The sequence below is a fragment of the Stenotrophomonas sp. 86156_Sma genome, from assembly GCF_056481625.1.
Genome location: NZ_CM151157.1, coordinates 2785150 through 2805323, shown reverse-complemented (window position 1 = coordinate 2805323; position 20174 = coordinate 2785150). Strand labels below are relative to the sequence as shown.

Here is a 20174-nt window from a genome sequence, read left to right as displayed (position 1 = left end):
GGCGTCGCGCATAGATTTCATGGCTCCCATAAGGGCGCCATGGATCAGTACCGGTACTGCCACCCCAGCGTCAGCACCCGGCCGCGGCCCGAGAAATAGCTTGGGTTCGACGGTGTGGTCTGCGAGTAATAGCTGATGTACTGCTTGTTCGCCAGGTTCTGCACGCCCAGCGTGAAGGCGTGCTTGTCCAGCGCATAGCGTGCGACCAGATCCACCGTGGTGTAGCCCTTGAACTCCGCCACCCGCGCGCCACGCAGGTCGAAGTCGCGGTCGAAGGCGTGGCTGGCCTGCAGGCGGGTGCTCAGCTGTGGTGTCCAGCTCTGTTCCCAGAACGCGGTCAGCCGGTTCGGCGCGATGTTGACACCGGCCAGGTCGCTGTCGAGGCGGCCATCGACGTCGGCATCGTAGCGGCCGTTGGCGCGTGCATAACCCAGGCCCAGCCGGCTGTCGCTCAGGCGCAGGCGCAGGTTGCTTTCGAAGCCCTCCACGCGCGTGGCCTGGCGCTGGACCGCATAGGCGTCGATGCCCGGATCGTAGATCAGCACCGAGCCCAGCTTGGATTCGGAGGTGTAGTAGGCGATGTCACCGCTGAAACGGCCATCGTCGTACTCCAGGCCGATCTCGCGGTTGTCCGACACCACCGGTGACAGATCAATCAGATTGTCCACGCGTTGGCCGTCGCGATTGATTGCACGCAGCACGCGGCCGACGTCGGCCACGGTGTAGCCTTCGGAGTAGGAAGCGTAGGCATTGAGGCGATCGTTGATGTACCAGACCGCGCCGAAGTTGGGCAGGGTCTCGCTCATGGTCGGCTTGCCGCCAGCCACCTTGCGCGCGCCGTAGCGGGGCAGGGTGGTGTAGTCGCCTACTTCCAGCTCGCCCTTTTCGTAGCGCAGGCCGCCGGACAGCATCAGGTGGTCGGTTGGCCACCAGTGCAGCTGCAGCAGCGGCGACAGGCTTTGATAGGTGGTCTGCGGTACCCAGTTCATGCTGCTGGCCAGCAGCACCTGATGGGTGCGGTCGCGCAGGCCGTCCAGGCCCAGGGTCACGTCCAGCGTGGTGTCGGCGATGCGGGCCCAGCTCTGGGTCAGCTTGAAGCCGCGCTTGTCCGATTCGTTCTGGGTCTGGTCCCAGGCGGCGTTGGCGCCGGTGTTGCCCCACGGGTCCCACTGGCTGGCGCCATAGCGGCCTTCGAAGTCCACCGCGAAGGCCTGCGCCTGGAAGCGGCCACCGAGCAGATCGGCGGCGCTGTAGTCCAGCGTCAACGAACGCGAGCGGTTCATCGGCGGCTCCAACGGGGTATCGCCGGGCACCGAAATGGTCGGGCGACCGGTGCGGTAATCACCGTTCACCGCCAGGTAGTTGTCCAGCCCGCGCAGCTCGTAGCGGTTGGCCATCAGCTGCAAGCGGTGGCCCTCGGCAATGTTCCAGCCCAGCTTGGCGAACACGTTCGACGCGGTCGAATCCATCAGTTCGCCCTGCGCGTTGGTACCGATCGAACGGCCCTCACCGTCGTGGTACAGGCCCTGCTTCTCATAGGCCAGGCCGGCCACCAGATCGAACTGCTCGCCGCGCACGCCGACCAGTGCCGAGCCGCGCTGGCCGTTGTCATCACGGCGGCTGGGCAGCGCCGAGCTGTAGCTGACGTTGGTGTCGAGCAGGAAGGCACCGGGCTCGCTGGGCGCGCTGCGGGTGATGATGTTGACGATGCCACCGGTACCGCCGATGCCCTGCAGTGCGTTGGCACCGTGGATGACCTCGATGCGTTCGATCATCGCCGGATCGATGGTGTGCGAATCACGTGAGCCATCGCGCAGCGGCGTCGACTGCGGCACGCCGTCGACCATGTACAGGATGCCGCGGCCACGCATGGTTTCGCCGTAGTTGGACATCTTCTCGCGCGCCGGGGCAAACGCCGGGATCTGCGCCGACAGCACGCGCGAGACATCCGAGCCCAGCGCCAGCTGCTGCGCGATGTCCTCGCGGGTCAGCACGGTGATGGTGTTGGGCATCGCAGTCTCACCCTGCGGCATGCGCGCGGTCGAGGCCGATACCGTGACGCGGGCCAGCGACGTGGTCGTGGCAGGGGACGCTGCCGATGACGCGGCCCGGGCCGGAGCGCGGGGCTTGGGCGATGCTGGCGCGGCACTCACCACGAACACCCCCGGCGAGCGCTCCTGCATCGCCAGGCCTTGCCCGGCCAACAGGCGCTGCAGGGCGTCGTGCGGGGTGTAGCGGCCGTCGAGGGCGGGCGCGTTGCGGCCGCTCACGCTGTCGGCAGCGAACAGCAGCTGGATGCCACTCTGGCGCGCCAGCGAGTTGAGCGAAGCCTGCAGCAGGCCGGCCGGCAGGCGCAGTTCGACAGGTGCGAACGCAGCGGTCTGCGCGGTGGCGGGCAGCGCCGCACACAGGCAGGCGGCGAGCAGGGTAGGGGCCAGCCGGCGCAGCGCGGCGGGCGGAACAGGGCGGGTCATGCGGGGGTCCTTCGGAAGGGTTCAAGCACTTGCCGGATGGGACGGCGCGCAACCCACCCTCGGCGTGGCAATCAATCGCGGGCGCGCAGATGCAGGCTGCCGTCGGCGGCGGTATGCACCTGGACCGGCAGGATCTCCGGCAACAGCGCGACCGCCGTCTCGGCACGATCGGCATCGAACACACCCGACACCTGCAGCGGACCCAGTGCTGGGTCGTCCAGCACGATCGGACGGTCGTGATAGCGCTGCAGGATGCGCAGCACCTCGCTCAGTGGCATGCGGTCGAACTGCAGCCGGCCGGTGGTCCAGTCGGCCCGGTCCGGATCCACGGCTTCCGGCGGAGACAGCGACCCCGGCTGGGCCAGCAGGCGCTGCCCCGGCTTCAGCCGCTGCTCGGTGCCGCCGCCATCCACGCTGACACCGACCTCGCCGCGCCACAGCGTGACTTCGCTGAGATCGCCCTGGCGGTCAACATCGAACACCGTGCCGTAGTTGCGTACCTGTACCGGCCCGGCATCGACCTGGAAGCGGCGCCACGCCGAATGCTGCACCTCGAAGCGCGCATGGCCCTGCGCCAGCAGCACCTGCCGCGAACGCAGATGGCGACGAACCTGCAGGCGGGTTCCCGCGTCGAGCATCACGCGGCTGCCGTCCGGCAGCTCGATGTCGCGGCGCTCGCCGACGGCGGTCTGGTAGTCACGCACCTGCCAGGCCGGGTCGGCCAGCAGCAGCGCTCCGGCCGCAAGCAACAGCACCGGCAGTACCCGTTTCGCGCCAGATCCACCGCGGCGCCGCTGCAGCTGTTCCGGGCCTGGCAACGGGAAGCGTTCCTTCAGCGCCTCCCTGTGCTGATCGAGCGTGTCCTCGGTGGACGGTTCGGCGGGCGCCGACGGCGGTGCCGGATCGGGTGATGCAGGACTCACCGCAGCGCACCGTGCAGCCGGCAGTCGGCCATGGCCAGGCGCAGATGACGTTCCACCGCCTTCAGGCCGATGCCCATCCGCTGCGCCACCTCGGCCTGGGGCAGCTCGTGGATCTTGTGCAGGATGAACACCTGCTGCCGCCGGCAGGGCATGCGCTCGATGCTGGCGGTCAGCCGCTGCAGCGCCTGCTGACCCTGTGCCTGGCGCTCAGGTCCGGGGCGCTCGCAGGCGCCTTCGGGAAGCTCGGCGCGGGGCTCTACCCAGTGCCGGCGCAGGTCCTCGGCGCGGCAGCGGTCGACCGCCGCATCGTGGGCGATCCTGCGCAGCAGCGCGATCGGTTGGCGGGCGTCATGCGCAGCCGGGCGTTCCAGCAGGCGCACACAGACATCGTGCACCACTTCGCGGGCCAGCCCGGGCGAGCGGAACCGGCGATGCAGGTAGTCCACCAGTTCCTCGTAGTGGCGCACCAGCGAGGTCACCAGCGGCAGCGCAGGTGGGCGGGGAGGTGTCGGCTGGGACATCCGGACGGGCAGCAAGGGTGAAAGGCGGGTGCCGGGAGGTCATCCCTGCGCAATGACGCAATACTAATGGGAACTGTTCTCGTTTGCCATGCCGCGATCATCAGGGCGATTGTTCGCCGCGCCTGGAAAGTGAATCCACGATCATCGGCTGGAGCGCAGAATCGGCCACGGCTAGCCTGCCTGCAGGCTCAAGGAGGTGGACCATGCATGTGCTTCTGGTGATGGTGGGTGGCGTCGTGTTGCTTGGGGTGTTCCTGCTGTTCGGGCGGCTGTGGAGCGTGGGCACCTCACAGCTGCCCGCGGCCCTGATCGCGTTCATTGCCACCTGGCTGCTGGTGACGGTGGCCAACCTGTGGGTGGGCGTCAGCAAGGCCGGCTACGGGATGCGCGAAGAACTGCCGATCCTGCTGCTGGTGTTCGCGGTGCCGGCCCTGCTGGCCGGTCTGCTCTACTGGCGCCTGGCGCGCTGAAGGACAGCCATGAGTACACGACTGCGATTGCCGGCCCTGCGCCAGCGCGATGGCCACCATGCGCGCGTGACCTACGAAGAGCTGTTCTTCGACCTGGTCTACGTGTTCGCGGTCACCCAGCTCAGCCACCACCTGCTGCATCACCTGGATCTGGCCGGCGTGCTGCAGACCCTGGTGCTGTGGTTTGCGGTGTGGCTGGGCTGGCAGTACGCATGCTGGGTCAGCAACTGGTTCGATCCGGAGGCACCGCGCATCCGTGGCCTGCTGTTTGCCACCATGCTGCTGGCCTTGTTGATGTCCTCGTCTATTCCCGAGGCGTTCGCTGACCGCGCCTGGGTGTTTGCCGGGGCCTACGCCACCATGCAGGTCGGGCGCACCGCCTTCGTGCTGCTGGAGGTCGGTCGCACGCACCCACTGGCACCGAACTTCCGTCGCATGCTGGCCTGGGTGAGCGTGTCGGCCTGCTTCTGGCTGGCAGGTGCGGCAGCCGAGGGCAATACGCAGTTGGCGCTGTGGGCGGTGGCGGTGGCGTGCGAATACATCTCGCCGATGTTCGGCTTTGCATTCCCGGGCATGGGCCGTTCGCACACCCGCGAGTGGACCATCGAGGGCGGGCACCTGGCCGAGCGCTGCCAGCTGTTCGTCATCGTCGCACTGGGCGAGACGTTGCTGGCGACCGGTGGCGTGCTCAGCGAGGTCGAACAGTGGAGTGGGGCGGTGGTGTCCGCAGTGCTCGCCACCTTCGCCGGCACGATCGCCATGTGGTGGCTGTACTTCGGCATCTCCAGCCGCGACGCCACCGAGGCCATCAGCCATGCCGAAGACCCGGGCCGGATGGGGGCCAACTTCCACTATGTGCACGCGTTGCTGATCGCCGGGATCATCGCTACGGCGGTGGGTAATGACCTGGTCATGGACCACCCGCATGCCGCGGTGACGTCGATGTATGCGGCCGTGCTGGTGGCCGGGCCGTTGATCTACCTGCTGGGCAGCGCGCTGTACAAGCGGGTGGTGTACGGGCGCGCACCGTACTCGCATCTGATCGGTGCAGTGGCACTGGGCGTGATGGGTTTCGTATTGCCGCAGACCCATCTGCTGACCGCTGGCTGGTTGACCAGCGCGGTGCTGCTGGCGGTGGGGTTGATGGATACGCGAATGAAGCACCGCCTGCAACGGGCGTGATCTTGTCCGGTATCCAGCCCGTGCCGGGGAGAGTCGACTGTTAGTTGTGATCTCTCTGTAGGTTGTTCATCCGGGACATCTTTGGAAAATGGTGGTTACCACACCGTTCCAGCCCCCAAAGAGCCCGGATGAACAATCATAAAAATGCCCGTTTGACGCCGTTTAGTCGAGCGCTTCTGGTCCGCCGTATCCTCCACGAGGGCCTACGCCCGGAAGAAGCAGCTCAAGCGTGTGGCGTAAGTGTGCGTACGGCCTACAAGTGGCTGGCCCGATTCCGCCAGTTCGGGGCACCGGGCCTGGAAAACCGCAGCTCACGGCCTCACCAGACGCCGCATGCCACACCTGCTCCGGTAGTCGAGCAAATCAAGGAGCACCGCCGTAAGCGGCAGACCTACCTGACCATCTCCAAGGCGCTGGGGGTCGGCCACAGTACGATTTCAAGGCTGATGCGCGCCCACGGCCTCAATCGGTTGTGTCGGCTTGATCCGCCCAAGGAGGTCATCCGATACGAATACGATCAGCCCGGAGGGCTGCTGCACTTGGACATCAAGAAGCTGGGCAACTTCCAGCGGCCAGGGCACAGAACCGATGCCAAGCGCAGGGGAAACGCCGCCGGCGGTGGCTGGGGCTACGTCCACGTGGCCATCGACGATCACTCCCGGGTCGCCTTCAGCAGCATCCACCCCAACGAACAGGGCGAAACCGCCTGTCAGGCGTTGCTGGGCGCTCTGGAGTACTACGCCAGCCTGGGAATCACCTTCAAGCGGATCCTGACCGACAACGGTGCGTGCTATCGCTCCACTGCATTTGCCAAGCTGCTCAAATCCCTTGGGATCAAGCACATCAGAACCAAGCCCTACACGCCGCGGACCAATGGCAAAGCCGAGCGCTTCATCCAGACCAGCCTGCGCGAGTGGGCTTACGCCTGCGAGTACGCATCCTCGGACCAGCGCAATTCCGTGTTGAACCAATGGCTGCACTACTACAACTGGCACCGTCCCCATATGGCGATCGGCGGCCAGCCACCTATCTCAAGAGTGCCGCTGAACAACGTAGTGGGTTTACACAGTTAGTCGACTGCTCTTCCACAAGGTTGCGGAAAATCCCGCGCTGCGCGCGATAGTCGACTGACAGTCGACTCTACCGCCGCCCTCTACCGTCTGCGGTGACCTGGCCGAGCGCGGCGGCCATTGCCGCAAGCTTGCCGACCGTGTTGAGGTTGCGGGCGGTGCCTTGCTGGGCATAGGGAATCCGCAGGCGTGAGTCGGCCATGCCGTCGCCATAGTGGACGAAGAGCTCGCGGGTACCCAGCGCCAGCTGCTCATCGCGCAGGCCGGTCACCCCGGTCAAGGGATCGGCGGGCAGTACCTCATCAACGAACAGCGCGACCACGCGATTGCCGGCGGCATGTGGGAACGGATTGCCGGCGGCAACCGCCGCGATCTCGGCTGCCGAGCGCACCAGCACACCCACCGGTTTTCCTGCATAGGCCTGCAGCCGTTGGCCAAGGGCCTTCCGCACGCCGGCTTCGTCAAGTCCGCTGCGGAACACCACGTTGCCGCTGGCGATATAGGTGCGGACGTCGGTGAAGCCCGCGTCCTCGCACATCGCCACCAGTTCAACCATCGGCAGCTTGCCGGTACCGCCGACATTGACTGCTCGCAGCAGCGCGACATGCACGCTCATGGGGAACCTGCCTGCAAGCGGTCGTACATGCGCACCAGGTCAACCAGCGTACGCGCGCCCATCTTGCGCATCACCTGTGCGCGGCGCACCTTCACCGTGATCTCGCTGACCCCGAGGTCGCCGGCGATCTGCTTGTTGAGGCGGCCGCGCACCACACCGTCGACCACCTCGCGCTCGCCGGGGTTGAGGGTGTTCCAGCGCTGCTGCAGGGCGTCCAGCGCCTCGCCGTCACGGCGGCGCTGGCGGTCGATCTCAATGCCCTTGTGGATCGCATCCAGCAGTTCCTGGTCACGGAACGGCTTGGTCAGGAACTCGATGGCACCGTCCTTGATCGCGTTGACACCCATTGCGATATCGCCGTGGCCGGTGATGAACACCACCGGCAGCTGCAGGCCGTGGCTGCCCATCGTGCGATGGAACTCCAGCCCGCTCTGGCCGGGCATGCGCACGTCCAGCACCAGGCAGGCCGGTGCATCTTCCAGTTCGTGTTCGAGGAACGCCTGGGTGGAAGCGAAGGCCCGTACCTGCAGGCCCATCGAGGCGAGCAGGTCTTCCAGCGCGGCGCGCACCGACGGATCGTCGTCGATCACGTAGACGATGGGCGCTGGATCGGCGGCGGGTGCAGCGGGCTTACGCATGACGGCGTTCCGTGGCAACGGGCAGGTCAAACACAAAGCAGGCACCTCCGCCGCTGGGGCGCTCGGCTCGGATCCTGCCTTCGTTGGCCTCGATCATCGACCTGCTCAGGCTCAATCCCAGCCCCAGCCCGTGTGATTTGGTGGTCCAGAACGCATCGAACACACGCTCGGGATGATCGGCGGGCAGGCCGACACCGCGGTCACGCACGCTGAGGCTGATCCGCTGTCCGTCGCGTTGGGTCAACAGGGACAGGCGGCGATCGGCAGCCGGCACTGCTTCCATCGCGTCCACCGCATTGAGGATCAGGTTGCCGATCACCTGCTGCACCTGCACGCGGTCGGCCTGCACCAGCGGCAGGTCGGCATCGAGCAGCAGGGCCACGGCCACGCCGTGCTGGTCGAGCTCGCTGCGCGACAGCGCCAGCATTTCCTCCACCGCCTGGTTCAGGTCGAACGCGCGTCGTTCCGGTGCCGCACCCTGGGTCAGGCCGCGGATGCGGGCGATCACGTCACCGGCGCGATGGGCATCGGCCAGGATGCGGGCCACGGTCTGCCGTGCCTTGTCCACGTTCGGTGGGTCCTGCGCCAGCCAGCGCTGGCAGGCTTCGGCGCTGCTGGCGATGGCCGCCAGCGGCTGGTTCACTTCATGTGCGATGGAGGTGGTCAGCTCGCCCACGGTCGACGCGCGCGCCACCCGCAGCAGCCGGCCCTGTGCTTCCTGCACCGCGGCCTTGGCCGCCTCCATCTTCAACGCGAGGTAGGTGGTGATGCCGATCACCAGCATGCCGATCACCGAGTTGACCAGGCCGATGCGGTAGGTGCCGAAGCGGGTGAGGAAGAAGCTCAGGGCGGTGAGTGCGATGCAGGCGATGGCCAGGCTGATCAGCCCGCGCGCGGCGAGTACGCGCGATGCGGCGAGGATGACCGCTGCGTAGAAGCAGGCGGCGGCGACCGCGTAATCGGTGACGGTGTCGATCAGGAAGATCGCCGCCATCACGACGATCAGGGCCAGCAGCACCAGCGGGCGACGGGGCGACAGCGATGGCATCGGAACGGCTCCCGGGCGTGGGGGGAAAGGATAGCAAAGCTGCCTCAGGCAGATGCCGACCGTGCTTGGCGTGCTCCTGTGCTGTCGGCACCCACCAAAGCGATGCCTGGTAGTGCCGGCCGCTGGCCGGCAGCTGCAGGATCGTCCCGGAGTCTATGAGGTTGCCGGCCAGCGGCCGGCACTTCCCAGGTCTGTGCCGACCAAGGTCGGCACCTACCAAGCGGTGCACGATGTTGCCGGCCAGCGGCCGGCACTACTCCTCCAGGCTGGCGTTCCAGAATCCCTGCAGCACACCAGGCGTGGTCGCCAGCGTGGCCAGCACCGCATCCAGTTCACCGGCATCCACCGTGGTGGCATACAGCACCGCTTCTATCTCCACGTCGCGCTCGCCGAACGGGCGCTGGTCCACCGCGCGTACCGGGTAGTGCGCCTGCTCAAGCAGCAGCAACAGCTGGTCCAGCACCTCGGCCTGCTGCTCACGCTGGCAGACCACGTTGATCGCATAGGTTGCCTCGCTGAAGGCTTCCGGCAGCGGCTGCCGCTGGATGCGGTTAACCACCGGCCGCAGCAGCGTGTTGGCGGCCAGCACGAACACGGCCGCCAGCACCGCCTCCGGCAGCAGCTTGATACCCGCACAGGCGCCAACCGCCGCCGAGCCCCACAGGGTGGCGGCGGTATTGAGGCCAGACACCTGCGCACCGTCCTTCATGATCGCGCCGGCGCCGAGGAAGCCGACACCGGAGATCACATAGGCCACCACGTGCAGCGGTGAGGGCGGACCGCCGTACAGGTCGTGGAAGCGCACGGCCAGGTCCACGAACACGGCAGCACCCACCGCCACCAGTGTATTGGTGCGCAGACCGGCGGTGCGTTGACGCAGCTGCCGCTCCAGGCCGATGACGGTGCCAAGCACGAAGGCCACCGAGAGGCTGATCAACGAGCTCAGGGTCGCGCCGGCGTTGAACGCCGGCAGGTTCGGATTGATGTCCATTGTGTTTCTCCCTGGACCAGGCGGCGGGCACTTACTGCCAGCCGTAGCGACGGATGTAGAATTTCTTCAGTGCGGTGGTCAGCACTGCATAGCCGAACAGGATCGCCACCAGGAACGGCCAGTAGCCGGTCGGCAGGGCCTGCAGCTTGAAGTAGCCGGCCAGTGGGCTCATCGGCAGGGCCACGCCGATGGCCATGATCAGGCCGGTCATCACCAGCAGCGGCGGCGCGGCGATGCTCTGCAGGAACGGCACCTTCGGCGTACGGATCATGTGCACGATCAGGGTCTGGGTCAGCAGGCCCACCACGAACCAGCCGGACTGGAACAGGCCCTGGTCGGCCGGCGTGCGTGCATCGAACACGTACCACATCAGTGCGAAGCAGCTCAGGTCGAAGATCGAGCTGATCGGCCCGAAGAACACCATGAAACGGCCGATGTCCGCCGGGTTCCACTTCAACGGCCTGCGCACCAGCTCCTCGTCCACGTTGTCGAACGGAATGGCGATCTGCGAGATGTCGTACAGCAGGTTCTGCACCAGCAGCTGCAGCGGCAGCATCGGCAGGAACGGCAGGAAGGCCGAGGCGACCAGTACCGAGAACACGTTGCCGAAGTTGGAGCTGGCGGTCATGCGGATGTACTTCAGCATGTTGTTGAACGTGCGCCGCCCCTGCACGACGCCTTCCTCCAGCACCATCAGGTTCTTTTCCAGCAGGATGATGTCGGCGGCTTCCTTGGCGATGTCCACCGCGCTGTCCACGCTGATGCCGATGTCGGCCGCGCGCAGCGCCGGTGCATCGTTGATGCCGTCGCCGAGGAAGCCGACTACCTTGCCCTGCGCGCGCAGCTCGCGTACCAGGCGCTCCTTGTGCAACGGCGTCAGGCGGGCAAACACGCGGTGATGGTGCAGCGCCCGCGACAGCGCGCCGTCATCCATGCGCTCGATCTGCGGGCCGGTCAGGATGGTGTCGGCCTCAAGCCCCACCTGCGCACAGACGCGGGCGGTCACCAGCTCGTTGTCGCCGGTGAAGACCTTCACCTCCACGCCATGCGCGGCCAGCGCCTGCAGCGCCTGTGCAGCCGACTCCTTCGGCGGGTCCAGGAAGGCCACGTAGCCGACCAGGGTCAACCCGCACTCGTCCGCCTGCGAATAGGTCGTCTGGCTGGCGGCGGTTTCCTTCATCGCTACCGCCACCACGCGCAGGCCCTGTTCGTTCAGTTCCTCGGTGGTCTGCCGCACGCGCGCCAGGCGGCGCTCGTCCAGGGGCATGTCCTGGCCGTTCTCGCGCACCGTGCTGCACACAGCCAGCATCTCCTCCACCGCGCCCTTGCAGATCAGCTCGTGGTGGTCCTCGCGCTCGGACACCACCACCGACATGCGGCGGCGCTCGAAGTCGAACGGAATCTCATCCACCTTGTGGTAGTCCTGCGACAGCCGCAGCGAACTCTGCAGTTCCACGTGTTCGAGCACCGCGCGGTCCAGCAGGTTGATCAGCCCGGTCTGGAAGTGGCTGTTGAGGTAGGCGAACGTCAGCACGTCCTCCGAATCGTGGCCGAACACATCGGTGTGGCGCTCCAGTGCGATCTTGTCCTGGGTGAGGGTGCCGGTCTTGTCGGTGCACAGCACTTCCATCGCGCCGAAGTTCTGGATGGCGTCCAGGCGCTTGACGATCACCTTGCGCCGCGACAGCAGCACCGCGCCCTTGGCCAGGGTGGAGGTGACGATCATCGGCAGCATTTCCGGGGTCAGGCCCACCGCCACCGACAGCGCGAACAGGAACGCCTCGGTCCAGTCACCCTTGGTCCAGCCGTTGATCAGCAGCACGAACGGGACCATCACCAGCGCGAAGCGGATCAGCAGCCAGCTGACACTGTTGACGCCGGCCTGGAAGGCGGTGGGCGCACGGTCGGTGGCGGTGCTGCGCTGGGCCAGGGTGCCGAAGTAGGTGCGGTTGCCGGTGGCCAGCACCACGGCGGTGGCGGTGCCGGACACCACATTGGTGCCCATGAACAGCAGGTTGTGCTGCTCCAGCAGGCCGGCCAGGCCGTCGCCCGGGTGCGCGAACTTCTCCACCGGCAGCGACTCGCCGGTCATCGCTGCCTGCGCCACGAAAAGGTCCTTGGCGGTCAGCACGCGGCAATCGGCCGGAATCATGTCGCCGGCCGACAGCACGATGTGGTCACCGGGCACCAGCTCGCGGATCGGAAGGTCCAGCAGCCGCGCCGGGCGACGGCTGTGCAGGTGCGCACCGAAGTACTGGTCGGCCACATCGGCGGCCTCGGTACCCGGATTGCGGCGCAGCACGCGCGCTGTGTTGCCGACCAGTGCCTTCAGCCGCTCGGCGGCACGGTTGGAACGGCCTTCCTGCACGAAGCGGATCAGCGTAGACAGCAGCACCATGGCGCCGATCACGATCGTGGCCTTGATGTCCTCGGTCAGCCAGGACACCGCCGCCAGCACGGTCAGCAGCAGGTTGAACGGGTTGCGGTAGCACTGCCACAGGTGCCGCCACCACGGCAGCGGCTTTTCGTGATCCACCTCGTTGGGGCCGAGCGTGCCCAGCCGCTCCTCGGCCTCATGCGGGCTGAGGCCATCGGCATGCGATTCCAGCGTGGCCAGCAGCTGGGCTTCATCCTGCTGGGCAAGGGTGACCAGGCCGGTGGTGAGCGCGAACGGCGCGGCCTCGGCGCTGCCCGGGCCGAAGCCGGCTTCGGGCATGGCGCGGCGGCGGAACAGATTGCCTGCGCGACGGCTGCGCAGGAAGGCGTTGAACCAGGCGTTGAGCAGGCTCATGGGACTCTCCTCGAATGTCAGAGCCGGCCGGGGCCGGAACACGAACGGAACGGATGGAACAGGTCAGGCGTGGCGCATCGCCAGCACCGCCGGCGACCACGGCTGCATGTGCAGGCGCTGGCTGCCGCCAATGCACAGCGGCTTCATCGCATCGCGCAGCGGGTAGGGCAGGTGGCGCAGCACGTTGATGCGCTCGCTGATCGGCAGCAGCGACAGCGCGTCGGCCACTACGCGGGGCGAGCCGAGCGACAGCGAACGGGCGAACATGACCGGGCCGTGCTGCAGCAGCTGGCTGCGCAGGGCAGAAACATCGCGCTCACCGATCAGGCGGCGCAGGGTGATGTAGAGGATCTTGTAGGACATGGGGGCGATCTCCAGGCAGGCGGCACCTGGCGATCCCCCGTCACTCAGGCAGGCAGGGACCGGCGGGCAGGCGCCAGGAACAGGCAACAAGCGGGCATCCGGGGCGCGGTGCGCCCGGCCGGGTCGGGGTCCATCTGCGTCTCCATGAGGTGGGAGTGCCGGCCAGGGTTGCCCAGGCCAGTGGCGCTATTGTCCGCCCCTGAATGGGGTAGTCCTAGAGGCTCGTGGGTTAGCCCGGCTATACCTTGGTATAGCCAGACCCCGCGAAGTGCCAAGGCGCGGATCAATGGGCGGCCGGCGTGGTCTGCTTGCAGACGTCATATTCGCCGGATGTGAGCGTCTTGTCGCGATCGGTATCGCAGGCGTGCAGGCGCTCGGCCCAGTCGGGTGCCACGGCATCCACTTCGGCCAGGGTGACGATGCCGTCCTTGTCCTTGTCCTTGTCCTTGTCCAGCGACTCATAGGACGGAATCAGCTTCACTTCGGTTACGTCCTCGGCCGCGGTGGCCTTGCTGGCTTCCTGGGTCTTGGAGCACGCACCGAGCAGCAGGCCCGCGCGAAGGGTGAGGGCGACGGGAAGATAGCGGACCTCGGTCATGACAGGCTCCAGAAGTAGAGGTGCGGGCCACCGTTGTGGTGACCACGGCCGGATCTTCTGCGCGGGACCGTAAGTCGGTTGCGAAGAATGCAGGTAAGCGTGCAGGCAAGTTGGTTGCCGTTCACCGCGTGCGTGCAGGTCCTGCAGACCAGGAGCGGCAGACTAAGAATGTTTTCAAACGAGTAGGACATGTTTGATTTTTGCAACTTCTTGTATGTCGAGGTTGTGACGCCGCCGTGAAAATTCGCACTCGCCTTTCCCTGCGGGCTCGCCATGCGTCGTCTTCTCTCATTGATTCTGTTGGTCATCCTGTCTGGCAGCGCGCACGCATCCACACCCCAGATCAACGTAGGCGTGCTGTTCGACTATCTGCAGCCCACGCACAGCAACCTGCTCAAGCGCATCCGCAACACCGGTGACGCCACGGCTTACGTGCGGGTTGAAGTCACCCAGATGCACTTCGATGCAGACGGCAAGGCCAGCGAAACGCCGGTGGATACCACCGCGCTGGTCCGCAATACGCCGGATGCCCAAGGGGTCATTGCCAGCCCCAGCCGCCTGATCATCGCGGGCAAAGGACAGCAGGCCACGCGCCTGGTGTATCGCGGTGCGCGTGACCAGGAGCGCTACTACCGGTTGCGCTTCATCCCGGTGGTGCCGACAGCCGGGGAATTCTTGCTCAGCGAAGACCAGGCCCGGGAGGCAGCGGAGCTCACCTCTGCCATCCGCGTGTTCACCGGCTACGGCACGATCTTCTTCGTCGCTCCGGAGAACCCGCACTACGACACGCTCATCGAGCAACAGCAGGTGCGCAATCGCGGCAACGCCACTGTGGTGCTGGACAACCTGCGCCAGTGCGAGCGCGATCGTCCAGATATCTGCACGCCGGGAATCATCGCCCATGTGCGTCCTGGCAACAGCTATGCGCTGCAGGCTGCCGAGCATCAGTTTCTGCGTTTCGAGCTTCGCGAAGGCGATAGCCAGCGCAGCATCGACTCACGCCGTTAAGCCCACTTCCACCCTTGGATCAGTTCCGAACGGGCCTGCCAGGCGCCCGATGGGATGGCGTTGCCCTTGCCTGGCACCTTGATTTCCACCCTTGAACCTGGAGTGCATCCATGTCCCTGAAGACCACCCTGCTGGCAGCGGCCACCGCCCTGCTGATCACCCCGGCCGTTACGCTGGCCGCCACCGAAACCAAGTCGATCACCATCAATGTCACTGCCGACGTACCAAACTCCGCCGGCCTGCAGGTGTCCACCCCGGACGGCTGGGAAGGCCTGCCGCAGAACCTGCCGTGGGATACCGCCCGTCAGACCCTGGGCGATCTGACCGGCCGCGTCATCAACATCAAGTCGCCGGCGGCGATCAGTGCCTATCTGTCGGCACCGGCGCAGATGGCATCGGCCGCCGACGTGGTCGACCTGGCAGTGAAGCTGGACAACGTGGTGGTGCCGGCCACCTCGGCCGCCAAGATAACGGTGGCCAATGCCGCACAGGCCGCGGCCGGCAAGTCGTTGGCGTTTGCCATTGCCCCCACCGTGCCGACCGATGGCTACAAGCAGGGCAGCTACGGCGGCCAGTTCCACATGATCTTCGAAAGCGACATCTGACGATCATGCAGCTTCGAGCCCTTCCTACCGCGTCGGCGATGCGGGGGGAGGGCACTGGTATCCGCCCATGAGACTTCCCCTCGCTCCCGCATATCCGGCCCTTGCGCGATTGGCTGCTGGTATCGGCGCCGTGGTGTTTGCCGCGTCCAGCCATGCCGCCGGTCTTGCGCTGGGTGAACTGCCCAGCCTGCTGGAGCAGCGCGAGCGCATGCCTGCGGAGTTCCGTGAGCATCTGTTCGGCAATCCGCTCACCGTGCGGGTGGAGCTGGACGGGCGCTACCTGGGGGACGCCGAGGTGCTGCTGCACGAAGACAATCGTGTGCAGCTGGTCGGCTTTGGCGAAGCGCATGACAGCCCGCTGCCGCAGACAGAACGTGCACGCTGGGCCGAGGTGCTGGCCGAGCCGATGGGACTGGGCGTCTGCAGCCAGCAATGTCGCGGATTGGCGGCGCTGCACTACAGCCTGTCCAATTCCCTGCTCAGCCTGCTGACCCCAGCGGGTGCGCACAAGGAGGGACGCCATGTCGCGCTGCCGGAGCGTGGCAGCCATGGCCTGATCGTGCGCAACAGCGTGGCCGTGCATGGCGGCCAGGAACAGCAGACATCTGCACGCTACAGCGCCGAGCTGCGTGGCAGTGTTGGCCGCTGGAGCACGGTCGGCAGCTACCAGTATTACGCCCAGCCGGGCAGCCGCGAGCACTATCTCAGTGCCCTGTATGCGCAGCGCGAGCTGGGCGACCATTTCGTGCGTGCGGGCTACTTCCTGCCCACCTTCGAAGGCATCATCCGCCAGCCGCGCGCACCCGGCACGCAGAACGATACCGCGCTGGGCTTCATGCTCGGCTCGTCGGACGTGCTGCTGGCCGACACGCGCAGCCCCAGTGTGTACCCGGTCTATGTCACGGCCAGCCGCGAAGGCGTGGTGGAGATCCTGCGCGACGGCAATCTGCTGTCCACGCAGGCCGTCAAGCCGGGCATCCAGGAAATCGACACCCGCCGTCTGCCCGGTGGCATCTACGACGTGGAACTGCGGGTCATCGAGGATGGCCACGAGGCCTCGCGTGAGATCGCGTCGATCCACAAACCAAGTCGTTGGAGCGACCCCAGCCGCCGCTGGCGCTACAGCGTGTTCGCCGGTCAACAGCGTGGCCTGCTCGATAGCGGCCGCTCAGCGCAGGAGAGCAAGGTCGCCGCAGGTGCGGTGGTCAATTACCTGGTGCACCCCCGTGCTGTGGCCGGTGCCACGGTGCAGCAGATCGGCACGCGTCACGCGGCTGGGCTGTCGATGGACTGGCAGGCCAGCGATCGCTTCAGCACCTACACCAATGTCTACACGTCCAGCGACGCCGGGCGCGGTGTGGACCTGCAGGGCCTGTACCGTTACCGCGCCGGTTCGGTGGTGGCCAACCATGCGCGCAGCTGGGCCGAACAACGCCAGCGCGTCCTGCCCGGTGACGGCTCGGCACCGCGCTGGGAAACCCGTGGCGGCTGGCAGGACACAACTGCCGTGTCGATCACCCATCGCTTCAGTCATCGCGACAACGCCAGCGTGCGGGTAGCGCGCAGCTCGGGCATCACCAAAGGCACCGGCATTGATGTGTCCTATGGGCGCCGGGAGACCCTGTTCGGCAGGCACGACGTGAACTGGCGGGTTTCGGCCTACGACCGCCCCGGCAGCCGCTTCACCCACTACCGCCGCCAGCGCGGTGTCGACCTGACCGTCAGCGTATCGCTGGGCAGCGAGCGCCGCAGCTACAGCGGCAGCCTGGGCAGCCGTACCGGCGAGGCCGGCCAGCGCGATACCTATGTCAGTGCGGCTGCCACTCAGCGTGTGGACGGCAAGCTGCTGCAGAGCGTGAACGGCATGATCAGTGCCGAGCGCAGCGGCATCGGCGCAGGCGCGGGTGCCTATCTGCAGAGTTCGCTGCTGGAAGGCGATGTGCAGTTGTACCGGGGCGCGGGCGCGGGCCACGTGAGTGGCAGCGCCAACCTGGACAGTACGCTGGTGATTGGCGGTGGCCGAGCAGCGGTGCTTGGCCAGGGCCGCAGTGGCAGCGTGGATGCCGGCATCATCGTCGACGTGCGCAGCGACTACCCCGACGTGATGCTGCGCGGCGACGACAGCCGGGGCGGAGGCGTGGAACTGAAGCCGGGGCGCAACTTCGTGCCGGTGACTGCCTACCGCGCGGGCCACGTGCAGTTTGATTTCCAGGGCCGCCATGCACCCGCGGCCACGCTGCAACCGGCAACCATCAGCTACCACCTCAACAAGGGTGGAGTGATGCACGCCACCGTGGATGTGCTTCGGACGTTCACCGTAATGGGCCAGGTGCAGGATGCCGACGGCAACGGCGTGCGCGGTGTGCAGGTGATCAACCATGCAGGCCGCAGCGCCAGCCAGGAGGAAGGCTTCTTCACATTGGAGCTGAGTGCGCGCGCGCCGGTGCTGGAACTGCGCTACCCGAATCAGATCAGCTGCGTGCTGACGATGGAGGAGGGGCGCTATCCGCGAGAAGGCGATGTGCTGATGGTGGGGGGCGTTGGCTGCCCAGCACCCCTTGCTGGCCCGTGAGTAATCCGCTGAGAGACCACTCCATGTCCATGATTGAACGCTTCATTTCCGCTTTGTCACCGTGTGGTCCGCTTGTGCGGGCGAGTGGGCTCCTGGTCGTGCTGATGGCCTCGGCGGGAGCCGCCGAGTTACAGATCAGGGCGGAGTTTCGTCCAAGCGCCTTGGACCCTTCGCACAATCGGTTCGTTAATACTACGCCCCAGTCTGGCTACTGCGCACAGCATTCGAGCTACTGCAGAGTTGGCGATTTCACGATCGACACCGGGATGAACGTGAGCCAGCGGCGCCTGTTTGGCGGTGGCGAGGATCCGCGCGAAAAATGGTACCTGTCAGTTGACGGAAACTGGCGTGATGTAGTCGTGCGCAACGCGAACAACCACGAGCTGAGGGCCCGGCTACGTCTGTTCCTGATCGGCATGCAATGGGGCTTGCCATCTGATGGCACCGCGCCCGGGGCATACGGAGCAGCCACTGGCGGCTGCCGTGGTCGACTGGGTGTTGGTGGTGGTTCATGGTATCGGTATGCGTGGGGTATTCCGGAAGGCAATCCTGTCTGTGTGAGGAGCCCAAGGGCAACCACCGATCGAGTTGCGAACTATCTGAACTTCTCGATTGGCTATCACCTTGAAGCGCCCAACCCGCTTCAGGCCCAGGACGGTCAGTACACCGGAAGCGTGACTTACACGGTTGGCAATGGGCAGCAGATCGATCTTGGTCAGGGTGACTACTCGGATTCAGAGCTGACACTGCAGCTGCAGCTGAACGTATCTCACGATTTCCACGTCCGATTCTCTAGCGAATCCCCCAGCGTGAAACTGGCGCCAGATGGAGGTTGGAAAAAATGGATGGACCAAGGCCTTCCACCGGCACGCCTGCGTCAGGAACTGACGTTCCGCCTTACCACGTCAAGGAACCTGAGCTTGAAGCTACGCTGCGAGCATGAGGCCGACGATCGTTGCGGAATCCGCAATCTGCGCGACGACATGGTGGTGCCGGTGGATGTGGACGTGACCATTCCCGGCATGAGCAATGTGGGTGACGGGCGTCCGGCACAGGACATGCCGTTGCTGCCGGATGATGGACGAGCGCCACGCTTCACGCCTGATGGCTACTTGATAGAGCGGCGTTCTACGCTGCGCTTCACCGCTGGTAGTGATGCGGTGATGGAGATGCTGAAGTCACCTGGTTCGCACTGGGCAGGCAACATGACCGTGGTGTTTGATGCCAATCCGTGACGAGGGGGCAGCTGGCATGGGTAGAGTCGACTGTCAGTCGACTCTGCCTGCAATCGCAGGGATGCCGGCCAGCGGCCGGCACTACCTCGTGCTTTCAGAAGCGGTCGGCGAACGCGTCCGTGGCGCGCACCAGCGCATCCACCGTCGCCGGCTCGTTCGCGCTGTGGCCGGAGGTCACCATCTCCAGCCTGGCTTCCGGCCAGGCCTTGGCCAGGTCCCAGGCGCTGCGCGGCGGGCAGATGATATCGTAGCGGCCCTGCACGATCACGCCGGGTAGGTGGCGGATGCGGTCGATGTCGCGCAGCAGCTGGTCCGGCTCCAGGAAGATGCCGTTGCGGAAGTAATGCGCTTCGATGCGGGCCTTGGCCAGCGTATCCAGCGGGTCATCGGTGGACACGGCATCCACGTCGTGCTGCAGGGTGGCGGCGTTGTCCTCCCAGCCCAGCCAGGCCTGCGCGGCGGCGATGCGGGTGGCCTCATCGGCGCTGTCCAGGCGCGTCCAGTAGGCCGCAATCATGTCGCTGCGCTCCTGCTCCGGGATGTAAGCCTCATAGCGGTCCCAGCGCTCCGGGAAGATCCAGCGCGCGCCACCGCTGGTTTCCGCGAACCAGCGGTTCTCCATCTCGCGGCCGAGGAACACGCCGCGCACGATCAGGCCGGTGGCGCGGTCGGGATGGGCCTGGGCGTAGGCCAGCGACAGGGTCGAGCCCCAGGAGCCGCCGTAGACCAGCCAACGTTCGATGCCCAGGTGCCCGCGCACCTTCTCGATGTCGGCCACCAGGTCCTGCGTGGTGTTGTCGCGCAGCTCGCCGAACGGCGTGGAGCGGCCGCTGCCACGCTGGTCGATCAGCACGATGCGGTAGCGCGCCGGATCGAAGAAGCGGCGGTGCGTGGGCGAAATGCCCGCACCCGGACCGCCGTGCAGGTACACCACCGGAATGCCCTCCGGCGTGCCGCACTCTTCGATATGCAGGGTGTGCAGATCGCTCACCGGCAGGGTGAACTGGCGGTAGGGTTCGATGGCGGGGTACAGCGTGCGCATGGCGGGCATCTCACAAACAGAGGCCAC

Annotated in this window: 18 protein-coding genes; 7 read left to right on the top strand and 11 right to left on the bottom strand. The window is 66.3% G+C overall.

Annotation, left to right across the window (positions count from 1 at the left end; translation table 11 throughout):
• Positions 1-44 precede the first annotated feature (44 nt).
• From ACZK33_RS13030 to ACZK33_RS13020, 3 genes are all read right to left on the bottom strand, one after another.
• On the bottom strand, positions 45-2474 hold the full coding sequence (locus tag ACZK33_RS13030) for a TonB-dependent receptor (protein WP_423175549.1): 2430 nt from the start codon (positions 2472-2474) through the stop codon (positions 45-47).
• 71 nt (positions 2475-2545) lie between these two features.
• On the bottom strand, positions 2546-3397 hold the full coding sequence (locus ACZK33_RS13025; protein ID WP_478453437.1) for a FecR family protein: 852 nt from the start codon (positions 3395-3397) through the stop codon (positions 2546-2548).
• The gene (locus tag ACZK33_RS13020; RefSeq protein ID WP_423175552.1) at positions 3394-3918 is read right to left on the bottom strand and encodes an RNA polymerase sigma factor; all 525 of its coding nucleotides are present in this window, start codon (positions 3916-3918) and stop codon (positions 3394-3396) included. The genes ACZK33_RS13025 and ACZK33_RS13020 overlap by 4 nt, the downstream gene beginning before the upstream one ends.
• 203 nt (positions 3919-4121) lie before the next feature.
• Between ACZK33_RS13020 and ACZK33_RS13015 the strand changes: the two genes are divergently transcribed.
• The 3 genes from ACZK33_RS13015 to ACZK33_RS13005 all read left to right on the top strand — a co-directional run bounded on the left by ACZK33_RS13015 (position 4122) and on the right by ACZK33_RS13005 (position 6643).
• Positions 4122-4388: a hypothetical protein gene (locus ACZK33_RS13015; protein WP_423175553.1), complete on the top strand. Its 267-nt coding sequence runs from the start codon at positions 4122-4124 to the stop codon at positions 4386-4388.
• Between the two features lie 9 nt (positions 4389-4397).
• Positions 4398-5570 (top strand): low temperature requirement protein A, encoded by a 1173-nt coding sequence (locus tag ACZK33_RS13010; RefSeq protein ID WP_423175554.1) that lies wholly within the window; start codon positions 4398-4400, stop codon positions 5568-5570.
• A gap of 128 nt (positions 5571-5698) precedes the next feature.
• Positions 5699-6643, top strand: a complete 945-nt coding sequence (locus ACZK33_RS13005; RefSeq protein WP_478453434.1) for an IS481-like element ISStma3 family transposase — start codon at positions 5699-5701, stop codon at positions 6641-6643.
• Positions 6644-6710: 67 nt separating this feature from the next.
• Here the strand turns inward: ACZK33_RS13005 and ACZK33_RS13000 are convergent, their stop codons facing one another.
• The 7 genes from ACZK33_RS13000 to ACZK33_RS12970 all read right to left on the bottom strand — a co-directional run bounded on the left by ACZK33_RS13000 (position 6711) and on the right by ACZK33_RS12970 (position 13685).
• Positions 6711-7256: a DUF1697 domain-containing protein gene (locus ACZK33_RS13000; protein WP_423174049.1), complete on the bottom strand. Its 546-nt coding sequence runs from the start codon at positions 7254-7256 to the stop codon at positions 6711-6713.
• Positions 7253-7894: a response regulator transcription factor gene (locus ACZK33_RS12995; RefSeq protein ID WP_125893554.1), complete on the bottom strand. Its 642-nt coding sequence runs from the start codon at positions 7892-7894 to the stop codon at positions 7253-7255. Before ACZK33_RS12995 ends, ACZK33_RS13000 begins: the two co-directional genes overlap by 4 nt.
• Positions 7887-8942: a sensor histidine kinase gene (locus ACZK33_RS12990; protein WP_423174048.1), complete on the bottom strand. Its 1056-nt coding sequence runs from the start codon at positions 8940-8942 to the stop codon at positions 7887-7889. Before ACZK33_RS12990 ends, ACZK33_RS12995 begins: the two co-directional genes overlap by 8 nt.
• Before the next feature lie 253 nt (positions 8943-9195).
• Positions 9196-9933 carry an MgtC/SapB family protein gene (locus ACZK33_RS12985; protein WP_012511185.1) on the bottom strand — a complete coding sequence of 246 codons (738 nt, stop codon included), beginning with the start codon at positions 9931-9933 and terminating at the stop codon, positions 9196-9198.
• 31 nt (positions 9934-9964) lie between these two features.
• Positions 9965-12724 (bottom strand): magnesium-translocating P-type ATPase, encoded by a 2760-nt coding sequence (mgtA, locus tag ACZK33_RS12980; RefSeq protein WP_423174047.1) that lies wholly within the window; start codon positions 12722-12724, stop codon positions 9965-9967.
• A gap of 63 nt (positions 12725-12787) precedes the next feature.
• A complete protein-coding gene (locus ACZK33_RS12975) occupies positions 12788-13087 on the bottom strand; it encodes a hypothetical protein (protein ID WP_088026117.1) in 300 nt (99 codons plus the stop codon).
• Between the two features lie 283 nt (positions 13088-13370).
• Complete coding sequence (locus tag ACZK33_RS12970; protein WP_423174046.1) at positions 13371-13685, bottom strand: hypothetical protein; 315 nt, start codon at positions 13683-13685, stop codon at positions 13371-13373.
• Positions 13686-13958: 273 nt separating this feature from the next.
• Here ACZK33_RS12970 and ACZK33_RS12965 point away from each other — a divergent pair, with 273 nt between their 5' ends.
• The 4 genes from ACZK33_RS12965 (at position 13959) to ACZK33_RS12950 (ending at position 19105) form a co-directional block, all read left to right on the top strand.
• Positions 13959-14693: a CS1 fimbrial subunit B flags: Precursor gene (locus ACZK33_RS12965; protein ID WP_478453431.1), complete on the top strand. Its 735-nt coding sequence runs from the start codon at positions 13959-13961 to the stop codon at positions 14691-14693.
• A 110-nt stretch (positions 14694-14803) separates the two neighbouring features.
• Positions 14804-15298 carry a CS1 type fimbrial major subunit gene (locus ACZK33_RS12960; protein WP_201116229.1) on the top strand — a complete coding sequence of 165 codons (495 nt, stop codon included), beginning with the start codon at positions 14804-14806 and terminating at the stop codon, positions 15296-15298.
• A gap of 67 nt (positions 15299-15365) precedes the next feature.
• Entirely contained in the window at positions 15366-17870 is a 2505-nt protein-coding gene (locus ACZK33_RS12955; protein WP_423174044.1) for a TcfC E-set like domain-containing protein, read from the top strand.
• A 23-nt stretch (positions 17871-17893) separates the two neighbouring features.
• Positions 17894-19105: a hypothetical protein gene (locus ACZK33_RS12950; RefSeq protein ID WP_423174043.1), complete on the top strand. Its 1212-nt coding sequence runs from the start codon at positions 17894-17896 to the stop codon at positions 19103-19105.
• A gap of 94 nt (positions 19106-19199) precedes the next feature.
• Here the strand turns inward: ACZK33_RS12950 and pip are convergent, their stop codons facing one another.
• The gene (gene pip, locus ACZK33_RS12945) at positions 19200-20147 is read right to left on the bottom strand and encodes a prolyl aminopeptidase (RefSeq protein WP_423174042.1); all 948 of its coding nucleotides are present in this window, start codon (positions 20145-20147) and stop codon (positions 19200-19202) included.
• Between the last annotated feature and the right edge of the window lie 27 nt (positions 20148-20174).